Below are 22,573 nucleotides of genomic sequence, written 5' to 3' on the forward strand. Positions count from 1 at the left end.
ATGTTCGCGACATTTCCCATCAAACAGCCGCAATCGCCCTCCCGCAGCTCACACCCGAGCGCGTGGCGGCGTCGCGGCGGCTGCGCCATCCGCCGCCCAAACGGTAGGCTTTCCGTGTGATCTTCAAGCGCATCGGCAATGGGCGGCCGTACCCGGATCACGGCCGGACGAGCACCCGACAGTGGGCTGACGTCGCCCCACGCCCGGTGCGGCTCGACCAGCTGGTGACCACCAAGGGGCAACTCGACCTCGAAACCCTGCTCGCCGAGGACTCGACCTTCTACGGGGACCTCTTCGCGCACGTGGTGAAGTGGCGCGGCGACCTGTACCTGGAGGACGGACTGCACCGGGCGGTGCGGGCCGCACTGCAGCAGCGCCAGGTGCTGCACGCCCGGGTCCTCGAAATGGAATGACGGACCCTCTGCACGGGCTCCTGGACCGCCCCCTCGCCACCCGGCGGAGGGCGGTCCGCGCGTACCCGGGTACCCCCTTTCGGGTACCGGCGTACTCCAGATGATGATCATTTAGTACCTTCGCAGCCGGACGGCACTACGCTGCTGACTACGGCCGCGACCAGGGGATCCGCCCGCACCACGGGATCCACTCGCACCAGCCGATCCGTCATCCCGACCCCGCCCTGGCACGAGGGGGAGACAAACCGTGAGCATGTTGACTCCCCAAGGCCTCAAGGGGAAGCAGTACCGCGTCACCGGCAACGCCTATCCACGACTCGGCCGGCCCCCGAGGAAGAGCCGCAAGGTGATCTCCGGGCTCGCGAGCCTGCTCGCCCTGGCCCTGATCGGCCTCGGTGGCGTCCAGCTCTACGACATCTTCAGCGGGAAGAACAAGAACTCCTCCGCCCAGGCCTGCGTGACCCCGTCGGGCAAGCCGCTGGCCGCCCCCTCCCCGGGCGCCACGCCCGGTGCGCCCACCGCCTCCGGCGCGCCCGCCGCCCCGGGCGACCCGCACGCGATCCCGCAGCCGGCCGGCGTCACGGTGAACGTCTACAACGCCACCGCCAAGGGCGGCCTGGCCGGCCGGACCGCCGAGGAGCTCAAGAAGCGCGGCTTCACCATCGGCAAGGTCGGCAACGCCCCGGCCGAACTGGACAAGAAGGTGCCCGGCACCGCCCAGGTGATCGCCGGCCCGGCCGGCGCCGGCGCCGCCACCCTGCTCGGCTCGCAGATCGCCGGGGCCACCACCACCGCCGACGCCCGCACCGACGGCACCGTGGACTTCGTGGTCGGCGACAGCTACAACGCCCTGCTGGACGAGACCCAGGCGGCCGCCGCCCTCGCCCTCGCGACCAAGCCGTCCCCCACCCCGACCGCCACCGGCAGCTGCTGAGGCCGGTCGTCCCGCGCAACAGGAGAGCCCCCCGGCAACGCGCCGGGGGGCTCTCGTCCGTTCGGGGGATCCGCTCAGCCGGCGGTGCCGTACAGGCGGTCGCCCGCATCGCCGAGGCCGGGCACGATGTAGCCGTTCTCGTTGAGCCGCTCGTCCAGGGCGGCGGTGACCACGGTGACCGGCAGGCCGGCCAGCTCGCGCTTCATCACCTCGACGCCCTCGGGCGCGGCCAGCAGCACCACGGCGGTGACGTCGGTGGCGCCGCGCTCGATCAGCATCTTGATCGCCACGACGAGGGTGCCGCCGGTGGCCAGCATCGGGTCGAGCACGTAGACCTGGCGGCCGGAGAGGTCGTCCGGCATCCGGGTGGCGTAGGTGGAGGCCTCCAGGGTCTCCTCGTTGCGCACCATGCCGAGGAAGCCGACCTCGGCGGTCGGCAGCAGTCGGGTCATCCCGTCCAGCATGCCGAGACCGGCGCGCAGGATCGGCACGACCAGCGGGCGGGGGTAGCTGAGGCGGGTGCCGAGCGTGACCGCCACGGGGGTGGTGATCTCCACCTCGTCGGTGCGGACGTCCCGGGTGGCCTCGTAGGCGAGGAGGGTCACCAGCTCGTCGGTCAGGCGACGGAAAGTCGGCGAGTCGGTGCGCTCGTCGCGCAGGGTGGAGAGCTTGTGGGCCACCAGGGGGTGGTCGACGACGTGGAGACGCATGTATCGAGGTTAGCCCGGGTCTGCACGCCTGTACGACTCGCCGCGTGCCGACCGCCCCGTCGCCGGGGTGCACCCGGCCGTATCGCGCCGTGACGCCCCGCGAATGTCCGGACGGAAGCGCCTCCTGTGGTATCAACCGGGCTGATCTGGGAATGTCACGTCTTATGACGAGCAACCCGAACGCCGGGGACGGCTCGGCGGACGAGCCCGCAGGCCGGTCGGGCAATCGCCCCGGCCCGCCACAGGACCCCCCGGAGACCGAGGCGGACCGCCGCAGGCGGCGGGCCGTCTTCCTGCGCGAGCTCACCGAGGCCCGCGAACTCCGGGAGCGGGTCCAGCCCCGGCGGACCAAGGAACGGCGGATGCGCGAAGCCATGCGGATGCGAACCTTCCGGATCTGACGAGGATCCGAAGCGGTTCCGGCGCGGCTCCCCCCGCAGCTCCCCCTGCGGCTCCGCCGACCGGCCGGTCCGGATCCGGCGGGCCCCGGGCGGTGGTGCCGGCGCCACACCGGCCGCCGGCCGGCCCTTCCGACACGACCTGCAAAGACGCGCTGCCGAACACCCCCCGCAAGGGCGGGCTTTCTGTCACGATTCCGATGGGACGGTCCGAACGAGCGGACCGCCTCTGGCGCGGGGGCGGCCAGATTTTCGCGTTGCCCGAGCGCGCCGACAGCCGAGACCGAGATCTTGGGAGTGTCCCTGGTGGCGTACTTCGCTGCAGTGCTTGCTCGCACCGAGGACGGGTGGGATGTGAGCGAGACGGAGCTCGACGACGTCGAAACCCTCGCCGACCTGACCGAACTGGCCCGCGACTCCACGCAGGACGACGACAGCGTCCTGATCTTCATCGAACAGGAGGACGCCTGGTTCGCCATCGTCCGGGTGGACGGCGAGGAGGACCCGCGGATCTTCGTGTCCGACGGCGCCGCCGCCGCCCGCAGCTCCTACGGCTCCGTCCTCACCGACGAGCTGGTCGACCAGGCCGGTGAGAGCGAGTTCGGCGACCTGGACCACCTGGTCGTCGAGCTGGAGGAGGACGAGGAGGCGCAGGAGCAGGACGAGGACGCCCGCAGCGGCGTCCCGGTCGGCCCGCTCGGCGACGCCCACCTGCTCACCGAGTTCGGCCTGGCCGCCGAGGAGCTGCTCGCCCTCAGCGGCGAGGGCGCCGTCCCGGGCGACGCCCTGGAGGAGATCGCCGAGGCCCTCGGCTGCGGCGAGGTCCTGGAGGCGGTCCGGTAGCGGGCGGTGACCAGGCCGGTGACCAGGCCAGTGCCCACCGCCGGATACCCGACACTGGATGCCATGCAGTCCGCATCCGCCCCGCAGGCCGTCCCCCGCATCGCCCCGCTGCCCGCCCCCGTCCGCCCCGACCCGGTCCGCGACCGCTGGGCGGCGCCGATGCGCCTCGCCATCGCCGAGGCCGCCCTGGCGCCGGCCACCGGCGACGTCCCGGTCGGGGCGCTCGTCCTGGGCCCGGACGGCGAGGTGATCGGGCGCGGCCACAACGAGCGCGAGGCGGTCGGCGACCCGACCGCGCACGCCGAGGTGGTCGCGATCCGGCAGGCGGCCGAACGGATCGGGGAGTGGCGGCTCAGCGGCTGCACCCTGGTCGTCACCCTGGAGCCCTGCACGATGTGCGCCGGCGCCATCGTGCTGTCCCGGATCGACCGGGTGGTCTACGGCGCCCTCGACGAGAAGGCCGGCGCGGCCGGCTCGCTCTTCGACGTGATGCGCGACCGCCGTCTCAACCACCGCCCCGAGGTGGTCTGGGGCGTCCTCGCCGACGAGTGCGGCGAGCAGCTGCGCGAGTTCTTCGAGTCCCACCGCTGACGTCCGGCGTCGACTTCCGCCGCCGGGTCCCCCGCCGGCCGCCCGTCCCTATGGATTTCGTGACCGCGCACCCGTCCGGTAGAGTTCCCCTCGGTAGCGTGTCCGAGCGGCCAAAGGAGCACGCCTCGAAAGCGTGTGTGGGGGCAACTTCACCGTGGGTTCGAATCCCACCGCTACCGCTGGAAAGCCCGAAGGCCCGTCCGATCCGGACGGGCCTTCGGCGTTTCCGCGCACCCTCGAACGCGAAAAGGGCTCCGTACTCCGGGCTGATGACCACCAACGCCCGGAGAGTACGGAGCCTGGAAAGGGGGAGCGGCTCGGGGGGACGACCGCTCCCCCGGCGGAGTCCCACAACCGGCGCCGCGTCGGGGGGAAGCCGCGGCGCCCGGTCCCACAGCGGGGAGCTCCGGATCCACGCACCGGGGATTCCTGCCAGATCCTCGGCACGTCTCCCATCCTGCCGCCCGGGCCGCTTCCGGGCATCCGGAGAAAGGCCCCACTCACGGGGACCTTCGTCCCGCCGGGCGAACGCGTCGCACACTTGATAGCCCGTCCGATGGATAAGCTGCTTCCGCAGGGCCGCTCGGGGACCCGGATGGCGGCGGCCCACAGCAGGAGAGGACGACACCCGATGGCGCAGGCGAAGAAGATCGGCATGGCCCTCCTGCTCATCTTCGTCCTCTACTCGATCATCAGCTCGCCGGCCCGCTCCGCCCAGCTCGTCCAACTGGGCTTCGAGGGCATCTCGAACGCGGCCAAGGCGGTCGGCACCTTCATGACCGGACTGATCAAGTGAGCGCTCCGCTCGCGTAGGGCCCGTCGTCCCGCCCCGGCGCACCGGCTACGGTGTGCGGGACCCTCTGTCCCCGTCCGCGAGGAGCGGCAATCGTGATCCGGCATCTGGTCCTGTTCAAGCTCAACGAAGGCGTCCGCAAGGACGACGAGCGCGCGCTCGCCGGCGCCAAGGCGTTCGCCGAGCTGGGTTCGCTGATCCCCGAGCTGCGCGAGTGGGAGTGCGGCTGGAACACCACCGAGCGGGACATCGCCCACGACTACGCGATCAACAGCCTGGTCGAGGACCGCGACGCCCTGCACGCGTACCTGACCCACCCGGCCCATCAGGCCGCGGCCGGTCAGTGGCGCGAATTCGCCACCTGGGTGATCGCCGACATCGAGGTCTGACACCCGAGGCACCCGGGTCCGTCCCTCGGACGGCCCGCCGCGCCCCGTCCGGCCACCGGACGGGGCGCCTTGCTCCGCCCCGGAACGATCCGTGCGGCGCCTGGGCGGGAAGCCCGGTGAAGCCCCGATGCCGCACCAACACACCTCCGCCGGGTGCTTGCCCGACCTGCGCCCGCCTTGTGATGCTATGACCGGTTTTGCCGGACATGGCGAGGTGGTGAAGCAGCCGCGACACCCGATCCGCAGGGCCCTTCGTTATCGACTGAGGGAGGGGTGACGTGTCCGACGAGGTACTGGCGTCGATCATCAGCCCGGCCGGCGAGCTCCGCCCGGACGGTCTGCGCGGCCCCGGCGGCCGCCCCGCGGTGGACGTCCGGACGCTGACCCGGGTGCTGTTCGAACGGCTCGCGGAGCTGCCCCCGGGCACCCCCGAGCGGGAGCGGGTCCGGGCCGCCCTGATCGAGGTGAACATCCCCCTGGTCCGCTACGCGGCCACCCGCTTCCGCAGCCGCAGCGAGCCGATGGAGGACGTCGTCCAGGTCGGCACCATCGGCCTGATCAACGCGATCGACCGGTTCGACCCCACCCGCGGCGTCCAGTTCCCCACCTACGCACTGCCCACCATCCTCGGCGAGATCAAGCGCTACTTCCGGGACAACGTCCGCACCATGCACGTCCCGCGCCGGCTCCAGGAGCTGTGGGTCCAGGTCAGCGGCGCGATGGAGGAGCTGACGGTGCTGCACGGCCGGGCCCCCAAGGTGCCGGAGATCGCCGCCAGCCTGCGGATCCCCGAGGAGGACGTCCGGGCCTGCCTGGACGCCGGGCGGGCCTACAACGCGGCCTCGCTGGAGGCGGCGCAGGAGCACGAGGGCGGGCTCGCCCTGCTGGACCGGCTCGGCTACGAGGACTCCGCGCTGGCCGAGGTCGAGCACCGGGACATGGTCCGCCACCTGCTGGTCCAGCTGCCCGAGCGGGAGCGGCGGATCGTGATGCTGCGGTTCTTCGCCAACCTGACCCAGTCACAGATCAGCACCGAGCTGGGGATGTCCCAGATGCACGTCTCGCGGCTGCTCTCCCGCATCCTGACGAGGCTTCGGACCGGCAACTCCTGGGAAGACTGAGATTGCAGCGCGTTACCCTCGCGTGACATCTTGCGACGTTCGGGTTTGCCGTGCACCGTGTTCCGGTATGGAGGGGGAGGGCCCCCGCCGGGAACCTCCGTGCGACGGCCCCCGTTCAACTGTCAGTCACAAGGGGGTGGGCGCATGTCCGGAGAGCTGGGCACTGCGGAGATCCACGCTGGTCAGGCCAACGGTACGGCTGTCGCCGAGGACCGGATCCCGCTCCAGCGGGTCCCGGCCGCCGCGCCGCCCGGGCCCGAGGCGCCGCCCGGCTCCGGGCTGGACACCCGGACGCTGTCGCGCTCGCTGTTCCTGCGGCTGGCCGCCCTGGAACCGGGCAGCGCGGAGCACACGTACGTCCGCGACACCCTGATCGAGCTCAACCTGCCGCTGGTCCGGTACGCCTCGGCGCGCTTCCGCAGCCGCAACGAGCCGATGGAGGACATCGTCCAGGTCGGCACCATCGGCCTGATCAAGGCGATCGACCGGTTCGACCCCGAGCGCGGGGTGGAGTTCCCCACCTTCGCGATGCCCACCGTGGTGGGCGAGATCAAACGCTTCTTCCGGGACACCAGCTGGTCGGTCCGGGTGCCCCGACGGCTCCAGGAGCTGCGGCTGGCGCTCACCAAGGCCGGTGACGACCTGTCCCAGCGGCTGGACCGCTCCCCCACCGTCGCCGAACTGGCCACCTGCCTGGGGGTCAGCGAGGAGGACGTGGTCGAGGGCCTCGCGGTGGGCAACGCGTACACCGCCAGCTCGCTCGACTCCAGCCCCAGCGAGGAGGACGGCGACGGACCGCTGGCCGAGCGGCTCGGCTACGAGGACCTCGCGCTGGAAGGCGTCGAGTACCGGGAGTCGCTGAAGCCGTTGCTGGCCAAGCTGCCGCCGCGCGAGCGCCGGATCATCATGCTGCGGTTCTTCGGCAACCTCACCCAGTCGCAGATCGGCGACGAGATCGGCATCTCCCAGATGCACGTCTCCCGGCTGCTCACCAGGACGCTGACCCAGCTCCGTGAGGGCCTGATCAGCGAGGGCTGATCCTGCCCCGGGAGGCCACCCGTCGCCGTCCTGGCAGGCTGCGCGTCAGCCTGCCGGGACGGCGTCGTCCATCGCCCGGCCGACCACTGCGGCGGCGCGTTCGACGGCGAGTTCGACGACGAGTTCGGCGGCGCGCAGGTAGTCGGCGAGGACGGGTCCGCGGTCGGCGCCGACGGCGTGCGCGCGGGGGCCGAAGTCGTCGGCAACGACATGGTTCAGGCCATCACTGCACAGGGCCACAGCGCACCACGGCGCCCGCCCGCCCGGCCGTCCAATAGCCGCCGGGATCACGGGCGTTGGCCTTACCGCGGCAGCCCGGGACTGCGCCCGACCAGCACCGTTCGACCGGCTCCGGCGCCGCTTTCCGCCCGACCCCGATTGCACCGGACTCGGTCCGCCGATCGACCGCGCGTGCACCTCCATTGCATATTCGGACTGTCACATGGCACAGCGGTGCCCGATATTGCATGAACCTGCCCAAGGCGTCGGCAAGATGTGCAAGAGTGTCATGCGCGACGACGACAGTGTAGGTGTCCGGTGGTCCGCCCAAGCCGCACGGGCGGTAACCAGGTGTAGCTCTCAGCTTCCGCTTTTTCATTCTCAATTCATTATTTGCATGGCCGGTCCGGTTCCGGTCACAATCGGCGCCTTCATGGCTTCGCCATGAACGTTGGTAACAGGTTCGCTGCACTCTCGCCCAATTGGTCCCTCGCAGAGGCCCCCCTCGACCAGGATGGGCGCCGGGCAGCCTGCTGCCCGCGAACAGCTACAGGGCAGGCGAGCGCTGAGCAGCGAGGCGCCTACCCAAGGGGAGGATCACCATGGGTCGAGCGACCCGAAGAGTTGCCGCGTGCGCGGCGGCAGTTCTGCTGGCCAGCGGCCTGCAGACCACCCTGGCCCACGGCGACACGCCGCCCAGGATCGACCTCACCATCCTGGTCATCGACGACGGAGGCCCGTCGGTCGCGGCGATCACCGCCGAACTCAAGAACCAGGGCACCCCGTACAAGGTCGTCAACCTCAACGACACCAACCGTCCCATCATCAACTCCGCTTTCCTCAGCGACACGGTGAACGGCCAGCCCCGCGGGAAGTACCAGGGCATCGTCCTTCCCAACGAAAACCCCTTCCCCAACAGTGCGGCCGAGATGACGGCCATCGCGGGCTACGAAGCTGCATTCGGAATCCGGCAGATCGACGCGTACACGTTCGCCAGTCCTGCGGTGGGGCTGAACTACGCGGTGAATCCCGGTTACTACGGCACGCTGGACGGATTCCAGGGCGCCACCACCACGGCCGGCACTTCGGGCCCGTTCGGGTACCTGAAGGGCAGCGTGCCGTTCGAGGACAACGATCCGACCGTCAGCGAGAGTTACGGCTACCTGGCCACGCCACTGGCCAACCTGCCGGCCGGCGCCTCGTTCGTCCCGCTGGTCGACGCCGCGATCCCGAGCACCACCTCGCGCGGTTCGCTGGTCGGCGAGTACACGCACGACGGCCGCAAGGAACTGGTCGTCACGTTCGTCTACAACCAGTACCAGCAGCAGTACCGCCTGCTGGCCCGCGGCATGGTCGACTGGATCACCCAGGGCGTCCACCTCGGCTACGACCGCAACTACTTCGCGGCCCACGTGGACGACGTCTTCCTGGCCGACGACCGCTGGGACACCGTGCTCAAGTGCACCCCCGGCGACGTCACCTGCCCGCCCGGCACCCCGGACACGGCCAACCCGATCCGGATGACGCCGGACGACGCCCAGCACCTCAAGCAGTGGCAGACCGCCAACAACTTCACCCTGGACATGGTGTTCAACGGTGGCGGCAGCGAGGACTGGAAGGCCGACCACCAGACCACGGTGGACCCCACGGTCAACCAGATGATCGCCGACCAGAACAGCTACCGCTGGGTCAACCACACCTACAGCCACCCGTACCTGGGCTGTGTCCAGGACGTCACCGTGGTGCCGTGGCGCTGCACCAAGGACTCCGCGGGCAAGACCGTCTGGACCGACCAGAACACCATCTCGGGCCAGATCAAGGACAACTTCGACTGGGCCGCCAAGAACGGCCTGAAGGTCGACCCGCAGGCCCTGGTCACCGGCGAGCACTCCGGTCTGCTGACCGCCCCGCAGGAGACCAGCGACAACCCGAACCTGGCGCCGGCGCTGGCCGCCAACGGCATCAAGTTCACCGGCAGCGACGCCTCCCGCGAGCCCGCCCAGCGGGCCGTCGGCTCGTCCACGCTGACCGTGCCGCGCTACCCGATGAACGTCTTCTACAACGCCGGCACGGCGAAGGAGGAGGCTGACGAGTACAACTGGATCTACACCAGCAAGGCCAACGGCGGCAGCGGCGTCTGTGAGAACAACGCCAACTCCACCTGCCTGACGCAGCCGCTGGACGTGAACACCGGCTTCCAGTCGTACATCGTGCCGCTGGAGGCCCGGATCGACCTCGGGCACGTGCTGAGCAACGACCCGCGGCCGCACTTCATCCACCAGTCGAACCTGTCCGAGGACCGGATCCTCTACCCGGTGCTGGAGAAGATCCTCGGCACCTACCGGTCGCTGCACGCCGACAACACCCCGATCGTGAACCTCGGCGAGCGCGAGATCGGCCAGGAGTTCCAGCGCCGCGCCGCCTGGAACTCGGCCGTCTCGGCCGGCCAGGTCACCGGCTACCGGGTCGGCAACACCGTCACGGTCAACGCTCCGGCCGGTGTTCAGGTCCAGGCCACCATGCCGACCGGAACTTCTCAGAAGCTGGTCATCGGATCGACCGCCTTCGGTTCGTCCTACGCCGGTACGATCTCCGGTTGGGTGTCCCCGGGCACCCTGCAGAGCAGCGTCTCCCTGCAGCTCCCCTCGGCCGGCACCCCGGCCGCCCCGGCCGCCGTCGCCCCCGGCGTCGCGGCCAAGTCCGTCCCGGCCCCGGCCCCGGCGGACAAGAAGGTCGTCCCGCAGGGCGTCGCCACTCCCGTCCCGGTGGGCCCGAGCGACACCGGTCGTACCAGCGCCCCGACCCTGGTCCCCGGTAGCGGAACCCCGGTGCCCGGCAAGGACGTCGCCACCAACGGCAACGGCGGCATCGCCGCGGCCGCCAAGAGCGGTAAGGCCACCGGGGGGGCGGCCTCGCTCGGCACCAGTACCACCGGACGCTCCGGCAACCGGTAGCCCGCAGCACCCGATGGCAGGGCCGGGCCGGTCGCCCGGTCCGGCCCTGCCTCGGGTCCCGTTCCGGCCACCCAGACCGGACACCGAAGCAAGGAACAGGAGGGGGGACAGGAGATGCGCGTCACCCTGCTCACCGAGGGGACGTATCCGCACCAGCACGGCGGTGTGAGTGTCTGGTGCGACCAGCTCGTTCAAGGCATGCCGGACGTCGACTTCGACGTCATCGCCGTCACTGGTACCGGCCAGGAGCCGCTGGCCTGGGAGCTGCCCGCCAACGTGCGGTCGGTCACGACCGCACCGCTGTGGGGCCCGGCCTCCGAGGCCGGACCGCCCCGCGGCAAGGAGATGCGGCGCTTCCTCAACGCGTACGAGCGCTTCCTCCACTCCATCCTCGATCCGGTCTACACCACCCACTTCGGCACCGAGCTGTACGGCTTCGCCGACCTCGCCCGGCGCGGGCTGCTCAGCCCGGCGCTGCGCAGCGAGCGCGCCCTGCGCACCCTCCAGCACGTCTGGACCCGGGACTACCTGCCCACGGCCGTCTCCCGGCCCACCATGCACGACGCCCTGAACGCCACCGACCTGCTGGAGCACGCCCTGCGGCCGCTCTCGGTCGAACCGCCCACCGGCGGCGTCGCGCACGCCGCCAGCGGCGGGCTGGCCACCCTGCCGGGGCTGATAGCCGCCCAGCAGTACGGCGTACCGTTTCTGCTCACCGAGCACGGCATCTACCTGCGCGAGCGCTACCTCGGCTACCGCACCGGCCCGTACCGCTGGCCGGTCAAGGCGCTGCTGCTCGGCTTCTACCGGATGCTCGCCGAGGAGAGCTACCGGCAGGCCGCGCTGGTCACCCCCGGCAACCGGTACAACCGGCGCTGGGAGGAGCGCGGCGGCACGCCGTCCGCCCACATCCGCACCGTCTACAACGGCGTGGACCCGGCGGCCTTCCCGCCCGCCGGGCCCGAACCCGAGACGCCGACCCTCAGCTGGGCCGGCCGGGTCGACCCGATCAAGGACCTGGAGACGCTGATCCGGGCCTTCGCCATCGTCCACCGTGAGATCCCCGAGGCGCGGCTGCGGCTCTTCGGCGGAACCCCCAAGGGCGGCGAGGCCTACCGGGACGGCTGCATAGCCCTGGCCGCCGAACTCGGCATCGCCGACTCGGTGGCCTTCGAGGGCCGCGTCGCCGACATCACCGACGCGTACGCGGCGGGCAACGTGGTCATGCTCTCCAGCATCAGCGAGGGCTTCCCGTTCACCCTGATCGAGGCGATGTCCTGCGGCCGCGCGACCGTCTCGACCGACGTCGGCGGCGTCCGCGAAGCCGTCGGCGACACCGGACTCGTCGTCCCGCCCCGCGAACCCGAACCCATGGCGGCCGCCTCGATCGAGCTGCTGCGCGACGCCGAACGGCGCGCCCGCCTGGGCGAACAGGCCCGGCTGCGGGTCATCGAACAGTTCACGCTCCGCCAGAACATCGACGGCTTCCGGGGCATCTACACCGAACTCCTCGGCACCGCCCGCTGGATGCCGGACGGAGTGGTGGCCGTCACCGACCAGACCCCCACCACCGACTGGGACCAGCAGCTCGCCGCCGCCCAGCCCCAGCACAGCGAGGTGGGCGCGTGAACGAGCGGAGCGAGAGAACCATCGACAGGTGCGTGTACCGCGAAGCGGCCACCGAGCGCAGCGAGGTGGAAGCATGAGTGGCCCCCTGCGGCTCGTGGAGGACGAGGGCGGCTCCGAGCGGACGATGCAGCTGCGTACCCTGCCGCTCAAGCGCCGCCGCCCCACCTCGTCGGCCCAGCCCGAGCCCGAGGAGCAGCTCGACCTCTCCGCGGACCCGCTGGACGAGCTCGCCGAGCGGCTGCACGACATCTGCGCCGATGCCGTCCACCCGTACGAGATCGCCGCGTTCCTGGAGTCCGACGGCCTCTCCGACGAGCAGGCCGCCCTGCTGTACGGCCGCCCCGACTCGTTCACCCTCGCCGAGGAGCTGTTCGAGAAGGTCGAGCGCCGCTACCCCGGCCCGAGCTCCGAGTTCGCCAACCCGTGGCGGGCCGACCCCTGGCGCTGCGTCGTGCGCGGCCTGGTGTTCGCCCTGCCCGGGCTCGGCTACCTGCTCGGCGCCAACCTGTTCGCGGCCACCCGGATGCGGTTCGGCCTGCCCTCCGGAATGCTCGCGCTGTCCGTCGCGACACTGGTCAGCTGGGGCTTCAACCAGGCGCTGGCACACCGCTCGTACCGCTGGCTCGGCCGGCTGCGGCGCCGCGAGGCCGCGATCTGCCTGGCCCTCGGGGCGCCGCTGGGCGCGCTGGTCGCGTCCGCCGCGGCGTACGTGGTCGGCGGGCCGCTGGGCGCGCTCTTCTTCGCCGCCGGGCAGTCGCTGTACCTGGGCGCGGCCACCGTCCTGCTGGTGCTGGGGCGGGAGAAGTTCCTGCTGCTGGCGCTGGTTCCGGCCTCGGTGGGCGCGGGCGTGGTGCTGGCCGCGGACGTCCCGCAGGTCGTGCGGACGGTCGTGCTGCTCGTCTCGCTGGTGCTGGCGGTCGGCCTGGCCGCCCGGGAGCTGCTGTTCTGCATCCGGGGCGGCGAGAAGGAGTCCGTCGAGCTGAAACTGCCGATCCGCCAGGAGGTCCCGCACCTGCTGTTCGGCTTGGCCTGCGGCACCCTCACGCTGATCGCCGGTCTCGGCGAGACCATCCACCAGGCGGTGCAGACCGGCGCCGCGCACGGTGCGAAGGCCACCCCGACCGGACCGGCCATGATCGCGCTGACGCTCAGTCTCGGCCTCGCCGAGTGGCTGCTCTTCCGCTACCGGGCGATGGCCGTGGCCGCGCTGCGCACCAGCCACACCAGCGGGCAGTTCACCCGCCGCACCGGCGGGATCCTGCTCGGCTGCCTGTTCATCTACCTCACCACCGTGGCCGCGCTGGACGCCGCCACGACCGTGCTGTGGCCCGGCGCCCCCGCGCTCGGTGTGCCGCAGCTCGGCGCGATGCTGCTCCTCGGCGGCTCGCTCTGGCTGGCGCTGCTGCTGAACGCCTTCGGGTTCAGCTGGAGCACCGCCCTCATCTGTCTGGCCGCCGCGGGTGCCGAGAGCGCCGGGCTGCTGACCGGTGCGGATCCGATCGTCCTGCAGCTGATCGGCTGCGGGGCGGCCGCCTTGCTCCTCACCGCCATCGCCGGGCCTGCGCTCGGCCGCACCACCCAGCACCGCTGAACACCGAACACCGAAATCACGCACGCCCAATTCGCGTGCACCGCTCGACCCGCTTCACCCGAACACGCTCCACAACGCGCTTCACCCGAACACGCTTCACCTCAACGCGCTTCACGGCACAGCTGAACCACCACCGGCCGGTCGCCACCGGGAGTCCGGCCGTTCCCAAATTCGAGAGAGCGAATCACGCATGAGCAGCGTCGCGGTCACCGGAGCCGAGGGTTTCATCGGCTCCCACCTCGTCGAGTCCCTGGTCGCCGACGGGCACCAGGTCCGGGCGATGGTCCAGTACAACTCCTTCTCGTCCTTCGGCTGGCTGGAGACCCTGTCCAAGGAGGTGCTGGACTCGGTCGAGATCGTCCTCGGCGACGTCCGGGACCCGGGCTCGGTCAACGGCCTGGTCAAGGGCACCGAGGCGGTCTACCACCTGGCCGCCCTGATAGCGATCCCGTACTCCTACCTGGCCCCGCACTCGTACGTCGACACCAACGTCACCGGCACCCTGAACGTGCTGGAGGCGGTGCGCCACCAGGAGATCCCGCGCCTGGTGCACACCTCCACCAGCGAGACGTACGGCACCGCGCAGACCGTGCCGATCACCGAGGACCACCCGATCAACACCCAGTCCCCGTACGCCGCCTCCAAGGCCGGCGGGGACCGGCTGGCCGACAGCTACCACGCCAGCTTCGAGACCCCGGTCGTCACCCTGCGCCCGTTCAACACCTTCGGCCCGCGCCAGTCGATGCGCGCCGTCATCCCGACCGTGATCGCCCAGGTCGCCGCCGGCGAGACCGAGATCACCCTCGGCGACCTGCGCCCGACCCGCGACTTCATGTTCGTCAAGGACACCGCGCACGCGTTCCGCACGGTCGGCACCGCTCCCGCCGAGACCGTGGTCGGCAGGACCTTCAACGCCGGCACCGGTGGCGAGATCTCGGTCGGCGACCTGGTCTCCCTGGTCGGCAAGCTGATGGGCGTCGACCTCCTGGTGAAGGAGGACGAGCAGCGCATCCGCCCGGCCAACTCCGAGGTCATGCGCCTGGTCGCGGACGCCACCCGGCTGCGCGAGGCCACCGGCTGGGCCCCCCAGTTCACCCTGGAGCAGGGTCTGGAGCAGACCATCGAGTTCTTCCGCGACCCGGCCAACCTGGCCCGCTACAAGACCGACATCTACAACGTCTGACCGCCGTACCGATCAATGCCCGTCCTGGTAACCAAGGTTCGTGTCCTGCACATCCTTTCCGTGGGGGAAACACCATGCATGCAGTGATCCTGGCCGGCGGTAAGGGCGTCCGCCTCCGCCCGTACACCACCGCCCTTCCCAAGCCGCTCGTCCCGATCGGCGACCAGCACGCGATCCTGGAGATCGTGATGCGCCAGCTCGCCGCCGCGGGCTTCAAGACCGTCACCCTGGCCATCGGCCACCTCGGCCACATCATCCGCGCGTACGTCGGCAACGGCTCCCAGTGGGGGCTGCGGGTCGGCTACGCCGTCGAGGACAGCCCGCTCGGCACCATGGGCCCGCTGCTCACCATGCAGGACCGCCTGCCGGAGCACTTCCTGGTGATGAACGGCGACATCCTCACCGACCTGGACTTCGCCGGGGTGCTCAAGCACCACGAGGCGTCCGGGGCGCCGCTCACCATCGCCACCTACGCACGTCAGGTGAAGATCGACTTCGGCGTGCTGACCGCCGAGTCCGGCAGCATCACCGGCTTCCAGGAGAAGCCGAGCATCGACTACCGCGTCTCGATGGGCGTGTACGGCGTGTCCCGTTCGGCACTCGCCAAGTACACCCCCGGCCTGCCGCTGGGCTTCGACGAGCTGGTGCTGGACCTGCTCGCCGCCAAGACCCCGCCCGCCGCGTACGACTTCGGCGGCTACTGGCTGGACATCGGCCGCCCGGACGACTACGACCGGGCGAACGCCGAGTTCTCGTCCATCCGGCCGGTGCTGATGCCCTTCGAGTCGGCCGGCGCCGGCCAGGGCGTGGCGGAGCTGCCGATCCCGGCCGCCCGCACCGCCCCGGACGACACGGCCGAGGCTCCCGCCACCGCGGGCGCCCAGAGTGACGGACGGGCCGCGTGAGAATCCTGCTCCTCGGCGGCGACGGCTTCCTCGGCCGTCACGCCACCACCGTCCTGCGGTCACTGCCCGGTGCCACCGTGCTGACCGCGGGCCGGCGGCCCGCCCACGACCTCCGGCTGGACCTGGCCACCGCCCAGGCCGGCCCGCTCGGCGAGGAACTGGCCGCGCTGGCACCCGACGTGGTGGTCAACTTCGCCGGCGCGGTGGCCGGCAGCGCGGTCAAGCTCGCCGAGGTGAACGCGCGCGGCCCGGCCGTGCTCTGCGAGGCGCTGCAGCTCGGCGCCCCGAAGACCCGGCTGGTGCACATCGGTTCGGCCGGCGAGTACGGCGTCTGTCCGGCGGGCAGCTCGCTGTCCGAGGACTCCGACGCCCGCCCGGTCGGCGTGTACGGCGCGACCAAGCTGGCCGGCTCCCTCGCGGTGGCCGGCTCGGCGCTGGACGCCGTGGTCCTGCGGGTGTTCAACCCGGTCGGCCCGGGGGCACCGGCGGGCTCGCTGCCCGGCCGGCTGGCCGCCGAGCTGCTCCGGGTGGCGCCCGAGGGCGCCGACGGCGTGATCACGGTCGGCGACCTCTCCGCCTACCGCGACTTCGTCGACGCCCGGGACATCGCCCGCGCGGTCGGCCTGGCCGCCGCCGCGGACCGTCCGCTCCCCCGGGTGCTCAACCTCGCCTCCGGGCAGGCCCGGCAGGTCCGGGCGATCGCGGACGGGCTGGTCGCCGCGGCCGACTTCGCCGGCCGGATCGACGAGAGCGGGGCGGGCTCCGAGCGCTCGGCCGCGGTCTCCTGGCAGCAGGCCGACGTGTCGGCCGCCGCCCGGGAGCTCGGCTGGCACCCGGAGACGGACCTCGCCGACACCCTGCGCGACCTGTGGCTCAGCACCGCCGAGCCCGCCTGCCCACCGGTCGTCGCATGACCGGCGGGATCATCCCCGACGGCCGCCTGCTGGTGCCGCTGTACGTCCACCCCGCGGTGGACCCGGCGGCCTGGCAGGCGGTCGCCGCCGCCGACCCGGGCCGGATCGCCGCCGTCGTGCTCAACCTCGCCGACGGGCCGGGCGAGAACCCGGACAACGTCTTCGCCGAGGCCGCCGACCAACTCCGCGCGGCCGGAGTGCCGTTGGTCGGCTACACCGACACCGACTACGGCCGCCGACCGCACGCGGCGGTGGTCGCCGACATCCTGACCTACCGTCAACGCCACGACATCACCGGTGTCTACCTCGACCAGGTGGCCACCCACCCGGGCGCCCTCGCGCACTACCGGCGGCTGGCCACGGCCGCGCGCGCGGCCGGCTGCGGCACCGTGGTCTTCGGCCACGGCGAGCACCCCGACCCGGGGTACGCCGAAGTCGGTCTGGCCGACCTGCTGGTCACCTTCGAGGGCGACTGGGACACGTACCGCGCGATGACGCTCCCGCTGTGGACCGGCCGCCACGCGGCCTCCCGCTTCTGCCACCTGGTGTACGACGTCCCGGCCGAACACGCCGAGGACGCCACCGCGCTGATCGCCGCCCGCCGGGCCGGCGTCGGCTGCGCCGTACCGGGCACCGGGGAGAACCCCTGGCGCACCCTGCCCTACGGCCTGACCGCTGCTGAACTGACCTGACCTGATCCGGAGTTCGACTACCGTGAACCGCCGTACCCGGCTCCTGCCGGTCGCCATCACCATCGCCGCCGCCCTGCTGGCGACCTCGTGCAGCAGCTCAGGCTCGGACGACGACAACTCCTCGGCCGACGGCTCCCCGAGCAGCCCGCCCGCGGCCACCGCCCCGACCAGCCCGGACGGCAGCACCGCCCCGGGCACCCCGTCGGACGCCGCCAGCACGCCCCCGGCCCCCGGCACGCCCAGCGCCCCCGGCTCGCCCACCGCGCCCGGCGCCACCACTCCCCCGGGCGCCACCACCGCCCCGGGCACCCCCAGCGCCCCCGGCGGCACTCCCGGCGGCACCACCTCCCCGCCGCCGGCCGGCGCCCGCTGGCAGCCCACCCCGGGCCTCGCCTGGCAGTGGCAGCTCGGCGGCACCGTCGACCAGTCCGTGGACGTCCCGGTCTACGACATCGACGGCTTCGAGAACGACGCCTCGGTGGTGGCCGCGCTGCACGCCAAGGGCCGCAAGGTGATCTGCTACATCAACGCCGGCTCGTGGGAGAACTTCCGCCCCGACTCCGCCGCCTTCGCCAAGTCCTTGCAGGGCTCCGACACCGGCTGGAAGGGCGAGAAGTGGTTCGACATCCGCAAGCTCGACCAGCTCAAGCCGCTGATGGCGGCCCGCTTCGACATGTGCAGGAGCAAGGGCTTCGACGCCATCGAGCCGGACACCATCGAGGCCTACAACCAGAACAGCGGTTTCCCGCTCACCCCTGACGACCAGGTCAAGTACAACCGCATGCTGGCCCAGCTCGCCCACGAACGCGGCCTGGCCATCGGCCTGAAGAACGACCTCGACCAGATCCCGGCGCTGCTGCCGGACTTCGACTTCGCGGTCAACGAGGAGTGCTCGCAGTTCGACGAGTGCGACCGGGTCGCGCCGTTCGTCAAGGCGGGCAAGGCGGTGTTCCACGTCGAGTACAAGCTCGGCACGGACCAGTTCTGTGCCAAGGCCAAGTCGCTCGGCTTCAGTTCGATGCAGAAGAAGCTCGACCTGGACGCCTGGCGCAAGCCCTGCTGAGCGCCGGCGCACCGGTCCTCGGTGCACCGGTTTCCGTCGCGCGGGTGACCCTCGTCCGGGTCACCCGCGCGATGATCACTTGACCGCCAGCCAGATGACGCCGCCCAACACGGCCAGCACGATGACGGCGACCAGCGCGATCACGCCGGTACGGCCACCACCACCGCTGCTGCTGCGGCCGTAGGTGGAGACGGTGCCCGGCGCCTGCGGGGCCGCCGGGGTCTCGTCGACGAACGCCCGGAACATCTGGGTGCTGCCGGCGGGGTCGTAGTCGTTGTCAGCCATGGCACGGACTCTAACGAATCCGCCCACCTCACGGACACCCCGGACCCCTCCTGCGCGACCCCCACCACCCGGTCGTGCAACGGTGGTACGACATCCTCGTGAAGTCCGCCCGACACGCGGAATGCCGCCCGGTGCGATCCGGTTGAATCCGACCATGACCGGAAACCACAGCGACGCCCCGGGCCGGGTCCGCCTCGGCGCCTCCGACCTGTCCGTCTTCCCGCTCTCCCTCGGCGGCAACGTCTTCGGCTGGACGGCCGACGAGCAGCAGTCCTTCGCCGTCCTGGACGCCTACGCGGCGGCCGGCGGCAACTTCGTCGACACCGCCGACGTCTACTCGGCCTGGGCCCCGGGCAACACCGGCGGCGAGTCCGAGACCGTCCTCGGCAACTGGCTGCGCAGCCGCGGCAACCGCGACGACGTCGTGATCGCCACCAAGGTCGGCATGCACCCCGAGGCCGACGGTCTGGGCGCGGCCAACATCAAGGCCGCGGCCGAGGGTTCGCTGCGCCGCCTGGGCGTCGAGCGGATCGACCTGTACTACACCCACCGGGACGACGACACCCCGGTCGAGGAGTTCGTCACCGCGCTGGACGAGCTGGTCCGCGAGGGCAAGGTCGCCGCGGTCGGCGCCTCCAACATCGGCGCCGAGCGGCTGTCCGAGGCGCTGGCCTTCGCCGACCGCGAGGGCCTGGCCAAGTACGTCGCCGTCCAGCCGCACTACAACCTGGTCTCGCGCGGCACCTTCGAGGGCCCGCTGGCCGACGTGGTCGCCGAGCACGGCCTCGCCACCGTCCCGTACTACGCGCTCGCCTCCGGCTTCCTCACCGGCAAGTACCGCCCCGGCGGCCCCGGCGTCGACAGCGCCCGCTCCGAGGGCGCCGCCCGCTACCTGGACGACCCGCGCGGCCCGAAGGTGCTGGCGGCCCTGGACACCGTCGCCGGGGAGCACGGCGTCGCCCCCGCCACGGTCGCCCTCGCCTGGCTGGCCGGGCGGCCGACGGTCGCCGCCCCCATCGCCAGCGCCCGCACCGTCGAGCAGCTCCCGCCCCTGCTGGCAGCCACCACGCTCCGCCTCACCCCCGAACAGACCGCCCTCCTCGACACCGCCTCCGCCTGACCCCGCCCCACCCCGCAGGCTGCGAACCCGCCCCCGCCCGGGCCCGTTCGCAGCCTGCACCCGTGCCCGGCGAACCCCACCCGGCTGAGAACACCGGCCGCAGTGATCAGCCTTGGCCCACGAACGACCGGGCACGGAACAGGACTTCGACGCCGAAGCCGCCACGGGGGCAGCCTCGCCGGAAATCCCGCCCGGGACGGGCTCTTCGACGACGAGGACCGGAAGAAGTACGCGCGCCCGGCCCTCGATTCCGCAAACAATCCGGGCCCGGGCGGTAACACCGGCAGAGTGACCGTCGGCCCCGCCGATCCGAGGGCCCGCGCCGGCACCGTCGACGAAATCCAGGAGACTTTCCGGGCGGTCGGCGAATCCGCCCCGGAAAAGACGGCCAACGCGCACGGCGCACCGGCCGATTGGCAGATCGGGCCCGAACTGCGCACCCGTTCCCTCCGCGGGGACGACCAGGTCCTGCTTCGGGCCCCCGACAGCGGCGTGCTGTCGGGGGCCCGGTGCGCCCCGGCGCTACGGCCGCCCGAAGTGGGTCGGGTAGTAGCCCGAGTTGAGGGTGGACACCCGGACCGTCTTGCCGGGCCTGGGCGCCTCGACGAACTTGCCGCCGCCCAGGTAGATCCCCACGTGGTGGATCCCGGAGGCCCGGCCGCTGTCCGACCAGAACACCAGGTCACCGCGGCGCAGCTGCCCCGCGCTGATCGGCGTGGTGGCCGCGTACTGGTCGTCGGCCACCCGCGGCAGGCTGATCCCGCTACGCCGGTAGGCCTGCTGGACGAGCCCCGAGCAGTCGTAGCCGGACGGGCCGTTGCCGCCCCAGACGTACGGCTTGCCCAGCTGGGCGAGCGCGTAGTCGATGGCCGACTCCACGCTGCCGGAAGCCGGTGCCTGGTCCGCCGACGGCGTGGCCGCGGGCCGGGCGGGAGCGGGATCCGCGCCGCCGCCGGACTGGCCGGTGCGGTTCGCGTAGACGTCGTAGTGGCTGGTCCACCGCCACTCGCCGCCGCTGTTCTTGAACCAGTACTTCGACCCGTCCCAGCCCTGGCGCAGTCCGGAGGAGGAGGCCGAACCGTTGGACACGGCGGCCGCCTTGCCGCTGGCACCGCCGGAGCCGCCCGAGCCGCCGGACTGGCCGGTGCGGTTCGCGTAGACGTCGTAGTGGCTGGTCCACCGCCACTCGCCGGCGCCGTTCTTGAACCAGTACTTCGACCCGTCCCAGCCCTGCTTCCCGGCCGCCGCGTGCGCGGACCCGGCACCGGCCGTCAGGCCGACCACGCCGGCGCCCGCCAGCACGGTGGTGGCCAGGCAGGTACTCCGCACGGCGCGGTGTATTCGGCTGCCGCCGGTCGCCGTCGCGGGGCGGGCGGTGTGCGGCCGGGCCGCGCAGTTCGGGCAGCCGCAGCCCGCGATCGCGGGGATGCTGCCGGTGCTCTCCTCGAAGCCGATCAGGCCCCGGTCGAGGGCGGCGTCGAAATCGGCGTCGAGGTCGAGGCCGGGATCGGCGTACGCGCCGGTGGCTATCCTCATGCGGGTCGTCCTTCCTTCCGCCCGGCCCGTGCGGCCGGGGGCGGTACCGAGGCGGCCACTCCGGCCGGGGCGACGAAGGCGACCAGCAGCTGCTCCATCAGCGCGCTGCGGGCGGCCTCGTCCAGTTCGTGGGCGGTGGCGCGCTCCAGTCGCCGGACGGCAAGCGCCGCCGCCTCGACCGCGTCGTCCACCAGCACCGTCCGCAGGCCCGCGTCCAGGTCGGCCAGCCGGCGGCGGCGCATCGACTCGGCGACCTCGGGCGCGTAGTCCAGCGCCAGCGGCTGCGCCGAGTAGACCTCCAGGCCCGCCGGGGCGACCTCGGCGGCCAGTGCTCTGGTCAGCTCGTCGGCGAACCACTGCCCGTCCCGCAGCGCGGGCCCGGGCGCCGCGTTGCTGTCGCACGGCAGGATGGACGCGGTGCGGGTGAGCACCGCCTGGACCTGCTCGCGCAGGTAGCTCTCGTGGTCCTCGATCGCCAGCAGCGCCCGCGCGGTGTCCTTGACCCGCCAGACGATCAGCAGCCGGACGACGATCGGCGTGCCGGTCCGGTCGACCGCCTTGACCGGCTCGCTGCGCCAGTGCCGCAGCCGCACGTCCACCCGGCGCCGGCGCAGCAGCGGGTTGACCCAGACCAGGCCGGTGCGGCGGACGGTGCCCCGGTAGCGGCCCCAGCGGGTCAGCACCCGGGTCTCGCCGCCCGCGTTGGCCAGCAGCCCGGCGAGCGCGAACACCACGAGCAGGCCGACCGCGCTGACCGCGGCGACCGACTTGGCGTCCACCTCGGCCTGGCCGCTCGCCTGCGCGGCGGCGCTGCGCAGGTCGGGCAGCGCGTCCCAGTACGGGATGACGCCGTCGCGCAGCAGCATCAGCATCACGCCTGCCACGCCGACCAGCACCACCAGCAGGGCGATCCAGCCGGGCAGGGCGGTGGCGCCGTGCTCGCGGACCGCCTGGTCGGCGCGCGGGGGGCGGCGGGAGGTGGCGGCCGTGGGGGCGCCGACCTGGGTGGTTTCCGGGATCTCGACGGTCGCCGGGGCGGCCGCCTCCAGCGGATCGCGCAGGTCGGCGGAGGCGCCGGTGGCCGGGCCGGGGACGACGACCAGCGGAGTGGTCGCGGGGCCGCCGTCGACCGGGCCGAGCGGCTTGGCCGTCTTGACGGCCGTGGCCGTGGCCAGCGGGCTGGCGCCGGAGGCGGAACGTTCCGGCAAGGTCGGTGGGAGTACCTGGGGCAGGTGGTCGGGTCGCTGCGAAG

At 72.2% G+C, this 22,573-nt stretch carries 22 protein-coding genes, 1 tRNA gene and 1 pseudogene; 19 read left to right on the forward strand and 5 right to left on the reverse strand.

Going from position 1 to position 22,573, the window contains the following annotated elements:
- The first annotated feature begins 116 nt into the window (after nucleotides 1-116).
- Both ACFVX9_RS32300 and ACFVX9_RS32305 read left to right on the forward strand, forming a co-directional pair.
- On the forward strand, nucleotides 117-413 hold the full coding sequence (locus ACFVX9_RS32300; protein WP_063348635.1) for a type II toxin-antitoxin system VapB family antitoxin: 297 nt from the start codon (nucleotides 117-119) through the stop codon (nucleotides 411-413).
- Nucleotides 414-666: 253 nt separating this feature from the next.
- Entirely contained in the window at nucleotides 667-1,347 is a 681-nt protein-coding gene (locus ACFVX9_RS32305) for a LytR C-terminal domain-containing protein (protein ID WP_380479338.1), read from the forward strand.
- Between the two features lie 74 nt (nucleotides 1,348-1,421).
- On the opposite strand, the gene upp is transcribed toward ACFVX9_RS32305, so the two are convergent.
- Nucleotides 1,422-2,057 carry a uracil phosphoribosyltransferase gene (upp, locus tag ACFVX9_RS32310; protein WP_063348633.1) on the reverse strand — a complete coding sequence of 212 codons (636 nt, stop codon included), beginning with the start codon at nucleotides 2,055-2,057 and terminating at the stop codon, nucleotides 1,422-1,424.
- Between the two features lie 164 nt (nucleotides 2,058-2,221).
- Between upp and ACFVX9_RS32315 the strand changes: the two genes are divergently transcribed.
- The 8 genes from ACFVX9_RS32315 (at nucleotide 2,222) to ACFVX9_RS32350 (ending at nucleotide 7,230) form a co-directional block, all read left to right on the forward strand.
- The gene (locus ACFVX9_RS32315) at nucleotides 2,222-2,458 is read left to right on the forward strand and encodes a hypothetical protein (protein WP_063348632.1); all 237 of its coding nucleotides are present in this window, start codon (nucleotides 2,222-2,224) and stop codon (nucleotides 2,456-2,458) included.
- 303 nt (nucleotides 2,459-2,761) lie between these two features.
- The gene (locus tag ACFVX9_RS32320) at nucleotides 2,762-3,298 is read left to right on the forward strand and encodes a tRNA adenosine deaminase-associated protein (RefSeq protein WP_063351275.1); all 537 of its coding nucleotides are present in this window, start codon (nucleotides 2,762-2,764) and stop codon (nucleotides 3,296-3,298) included.
- A gap of 63 nt (nucleotides 3,299-3,361) precedes the next feature.
- Nucleotides 3,362-3,889: a tRNA adenosine(34) deaminase TadA gene (gene tadA / locus ACFVX9_RS32325; protein WP_063348631.1), complete on the forward strand. Its 528-nt coding sequence runs from the start codon at nucleotides 3,362-3,364 to the stop codon at nucleotides 3,887-3,889.
- A gap of 92 nt (nucleotides 3,890-3,981) precedes the next feature.
- Nucleotides 3,982-4,068, forward strand: a tRNA-Ser gene (locus ACFVX9_RS32330).
- A gap of 452 nt (nucleotides 4,069-4,520) precedes the next feature.
- Entirely contained in the window at nucleotides 4,521-4,685 is a 165-nt protein-coding gene (locus tag ACFVX9_RS32335; protein WP_167745863.1) for a hypothetical protein, read from the forward strand.
- Nucleotides 4,686-4,777: 92 nt separating this feature from the next.
- Nucleotides 4,778-5,071 (forward strand): Dabb family protein, encoded by a 294-nt coding sequence (locus ACFVX9_RS32340; protein WP_063348630.1) that lies wholly within the window; start codon nucleotides 4,778-4,780, stop codon nucleotides 5,069-5,071.
- 338 nt (nucleotides 5,072-5,409) lie between these two features.
- Complete coding sequence (locus tag ACFVX9_RS32345) at nucleotides 5,410-6,192, forward strand: RNA polymerase sigma factor SigF (protein WP_244293642.1); 783 nt, start codon at nucleotides 5,410-5,412, stop codon at nucleotides 6,190-6,192.
- A gap of 144 nt (nucleotides 6,193-6,336) precedes the next feature.
- Nucleotides 6,337-7,230, forward strand: coding sequence for an RNA polymerase sigma factor SigF (locus tag ACFVX9_RS32350; RefSeq protein WP_063348628.1), 894 nt, complete (start codon nucleotides 6,337-6,339; stop codon nucleotides 7,228-7,230).
- Nucleotides 7,231-7,275: 45 nt separating this feature from the next.
- On the opposite strand, the gene ACFVX9_RS32355 is transcribed toward ACFVX9_RS32350, so the two are convergent.
- Nucleotides 7,276-7,470, reverse strand: a complete 195-nt coding sequence (locus ACFVX9_RS32355) for a hypothetical protein (RefSeq protein ID WP_387985001.1) — start codon at nucleotides 7,468-7,470, stop codon at nucleotides 7,276-7,278.
- A gap of 581 nt (nucleotides 7,471-8,051) precedes the next feature.
- Here ACFVX9_RS32355 and ACFVX9_RS32360 point away from each other — a divergent pair.
- The 8 genes and pseudogenes from ACFVX9_RS32360 to ACFVX9_RS32395 all read left to right on the forward strand — a co-directional run bounded on the left by ACFVX9_RS32360 (nucleotide 8,052) and on the right by ACFVX9_RS32395 (nucleotide 18,380).
- Nucleotides 8,052-10,403 (forward strand): hypothetical protein, encoded by a 2,352-nt coding sequence (locus ACFVX9_RS32360; protein ID WP_387985004.1) that lies wholly within the window; start codon nucleotides 8,052-8,054, stop codon nucleotides 10,401-10,403.
- Between the two features lie 114 nt (nucleotides 10,404-10,517).
- On the forward strand, nucleotides 10,518-12,032 hold the full coding sequence (gene pelF / locus ACFVX9_RS32365) for a GT4 family glycosyltransferase PelF (RefSeq protein WP_079135759.1): 1,515 nt from the start codon (nucleotides 10,518-10,520) through the stop codon (nucleotides 12,030-12,032).
- A 73-nt stretch (nucleotides 12,033-12,105) separates the two neighbouring features.
- A complete protein-coding gene (locus tag ACFVX9_RS32370; protein WP_380374545.1) occupies nucleotides 12,106-13,623 on the forward strand; it encodes a hypothetical protein in 1,518 nt (505 codons plus the stop codon).
- A gap of 190 nt (nucleotides 13,624-13,813) precedes the next feature.
- The gene (locus ACFVX9_RS32375) at nucleotides 13,814-14,806 is read left to right on the forward strand and encodes a GDP-mannose 4,6-dehydratase (protein ID WP_063348624.1); all 993 of its coding nucleotides are present in this window, start codon (nucleotides 13,814-13,816) and stop codon (nucleotides 14,804-14,806) included.
- A 74-nt stretch (nucleotides 14,807-14,880) separates the two neighbouring features.
- A pseudogene (locus ACFVX9_RS32380) lies at nucleotides 14,881-15,582 on the forward strand (NDP-sugar synthase); the annotation flags it as partial.
- 125 nt (nucleotides 15,583-15,707) lie between these two features.
- On the forward strand, nucleotides 15,708-16,625 hold the full coding sequence (locus tag ACFVX9_RS32385) for an NAD-dependent epimerase/dehydratase family protein (protein WP_387985008.1): 918 nt from the start codon (nucleotides 15,708-15,710) through the stop codon (nucleotides 16,623-16,625).
- Complete coding sequence (locus tag ACFVX9_RS32390) at nucleotides 16,622-17,317, forward strand: spherulation-specific family 4 protein (RefSeq protein WP_387985011.1); 696 nt, start codon at nucleotides 16,622-16,624, stop codon at nucleotides 17,315-17,317. Before ACFVX9_RS32385 ends, ACFVX9_RS32390 begins: the two co-directional genes overlap by 4 nt.
- Before the next feature lie 22 nt (nucleotides 17,318-17,339).
- The gene (locus ACFVX9_RS32395; protein ID WP_387985014.1) at nucleotides 17,340-18,380 is read left to right on the forward strand and encodes an endo alpha-1,4 polygalactosaminidase; all 1,041 of its coding nucleotides are present in this window, start codon (nucleotides 17,340-17,342) and stop codon (nucleotides 18,378-18,380) included.
- A 75-nt stretch (nucleotides 18,381-18,455) separates the two neighbouring features.
- Here the strand turns inward: ACFVX9_RS32395 and ACFVX9_RS32400 are convergent, their stop codons facing one another.
- The gene (locus ACFVX9_RS32400; RefSeq protein WP_063348621.1) at nucleotides 18,456-18,665 is read right to left on the reverse strand and encodes a hypothetical protein; all 210 of its coding nucleotides are present in this window, start codon (nucleotides 18,663-18,665) and stop codon (nucleotides 18,456-18,458) included.
- A gap of 154 nt (nucleotides 18,666-18,819) precedes the next feature.
- Between ACFVX9_RS32400 and ACFVX9_RS32405 the strand changes: the two genes are divergently transcribed.
- Entirely contained in the window at nucleotides 18,820-19,785 is a 966-nt protein-coding gene (locus ACFVX9_RS32405) for an aldo/keto reductase (protein WP_380479327.1), read from the forward strand.
- A 522-nt stretch (nucleotides 19,786-20,307) separates the two neighbouring features.
- Here ACFVX9_RS32405 and ACFVX9_RS32410 read toward each other — a convergent pair.
- Nucleotides 20,308-21,321, reverse strand: a complete 1,014-nt coding sequence (locus ACFVX9_RS32410; protein ID WP_380374556.1) for a C40 family peptidase — start codon at nucleotides 21,319-21,321, stop codon at nucleotides 20,308-20,310.
- Nucleotides 21,318-22,529, reverse strand: coding sequence for an SPFH domain-containing protein (locus tag ACFVX9_RS32415; RefSeq protein WP_387985017.1), 1,212 nt, complete (start codon nucleotides 22,527-22,529; stop codon nucleotides 21,318-21,320). The genes ACFVX9_RS32410 and ACFVX9_RS32415 overlap by 4 nt, the downstream gene beginning before the upstream one ends.
- Between the last annotated feature and the right edge of the window lie 44 nt (nucleotides 22,530-22,573).

It is taken from the genome of Kitasatospora sp. NPDC058243 (assembly GCF_042882025.1).
Lineage (GTDB): Bacteria > Actinomycetota > Actinomycetes > Streptomycetales > Streptomycetaceae > Kitasatospora.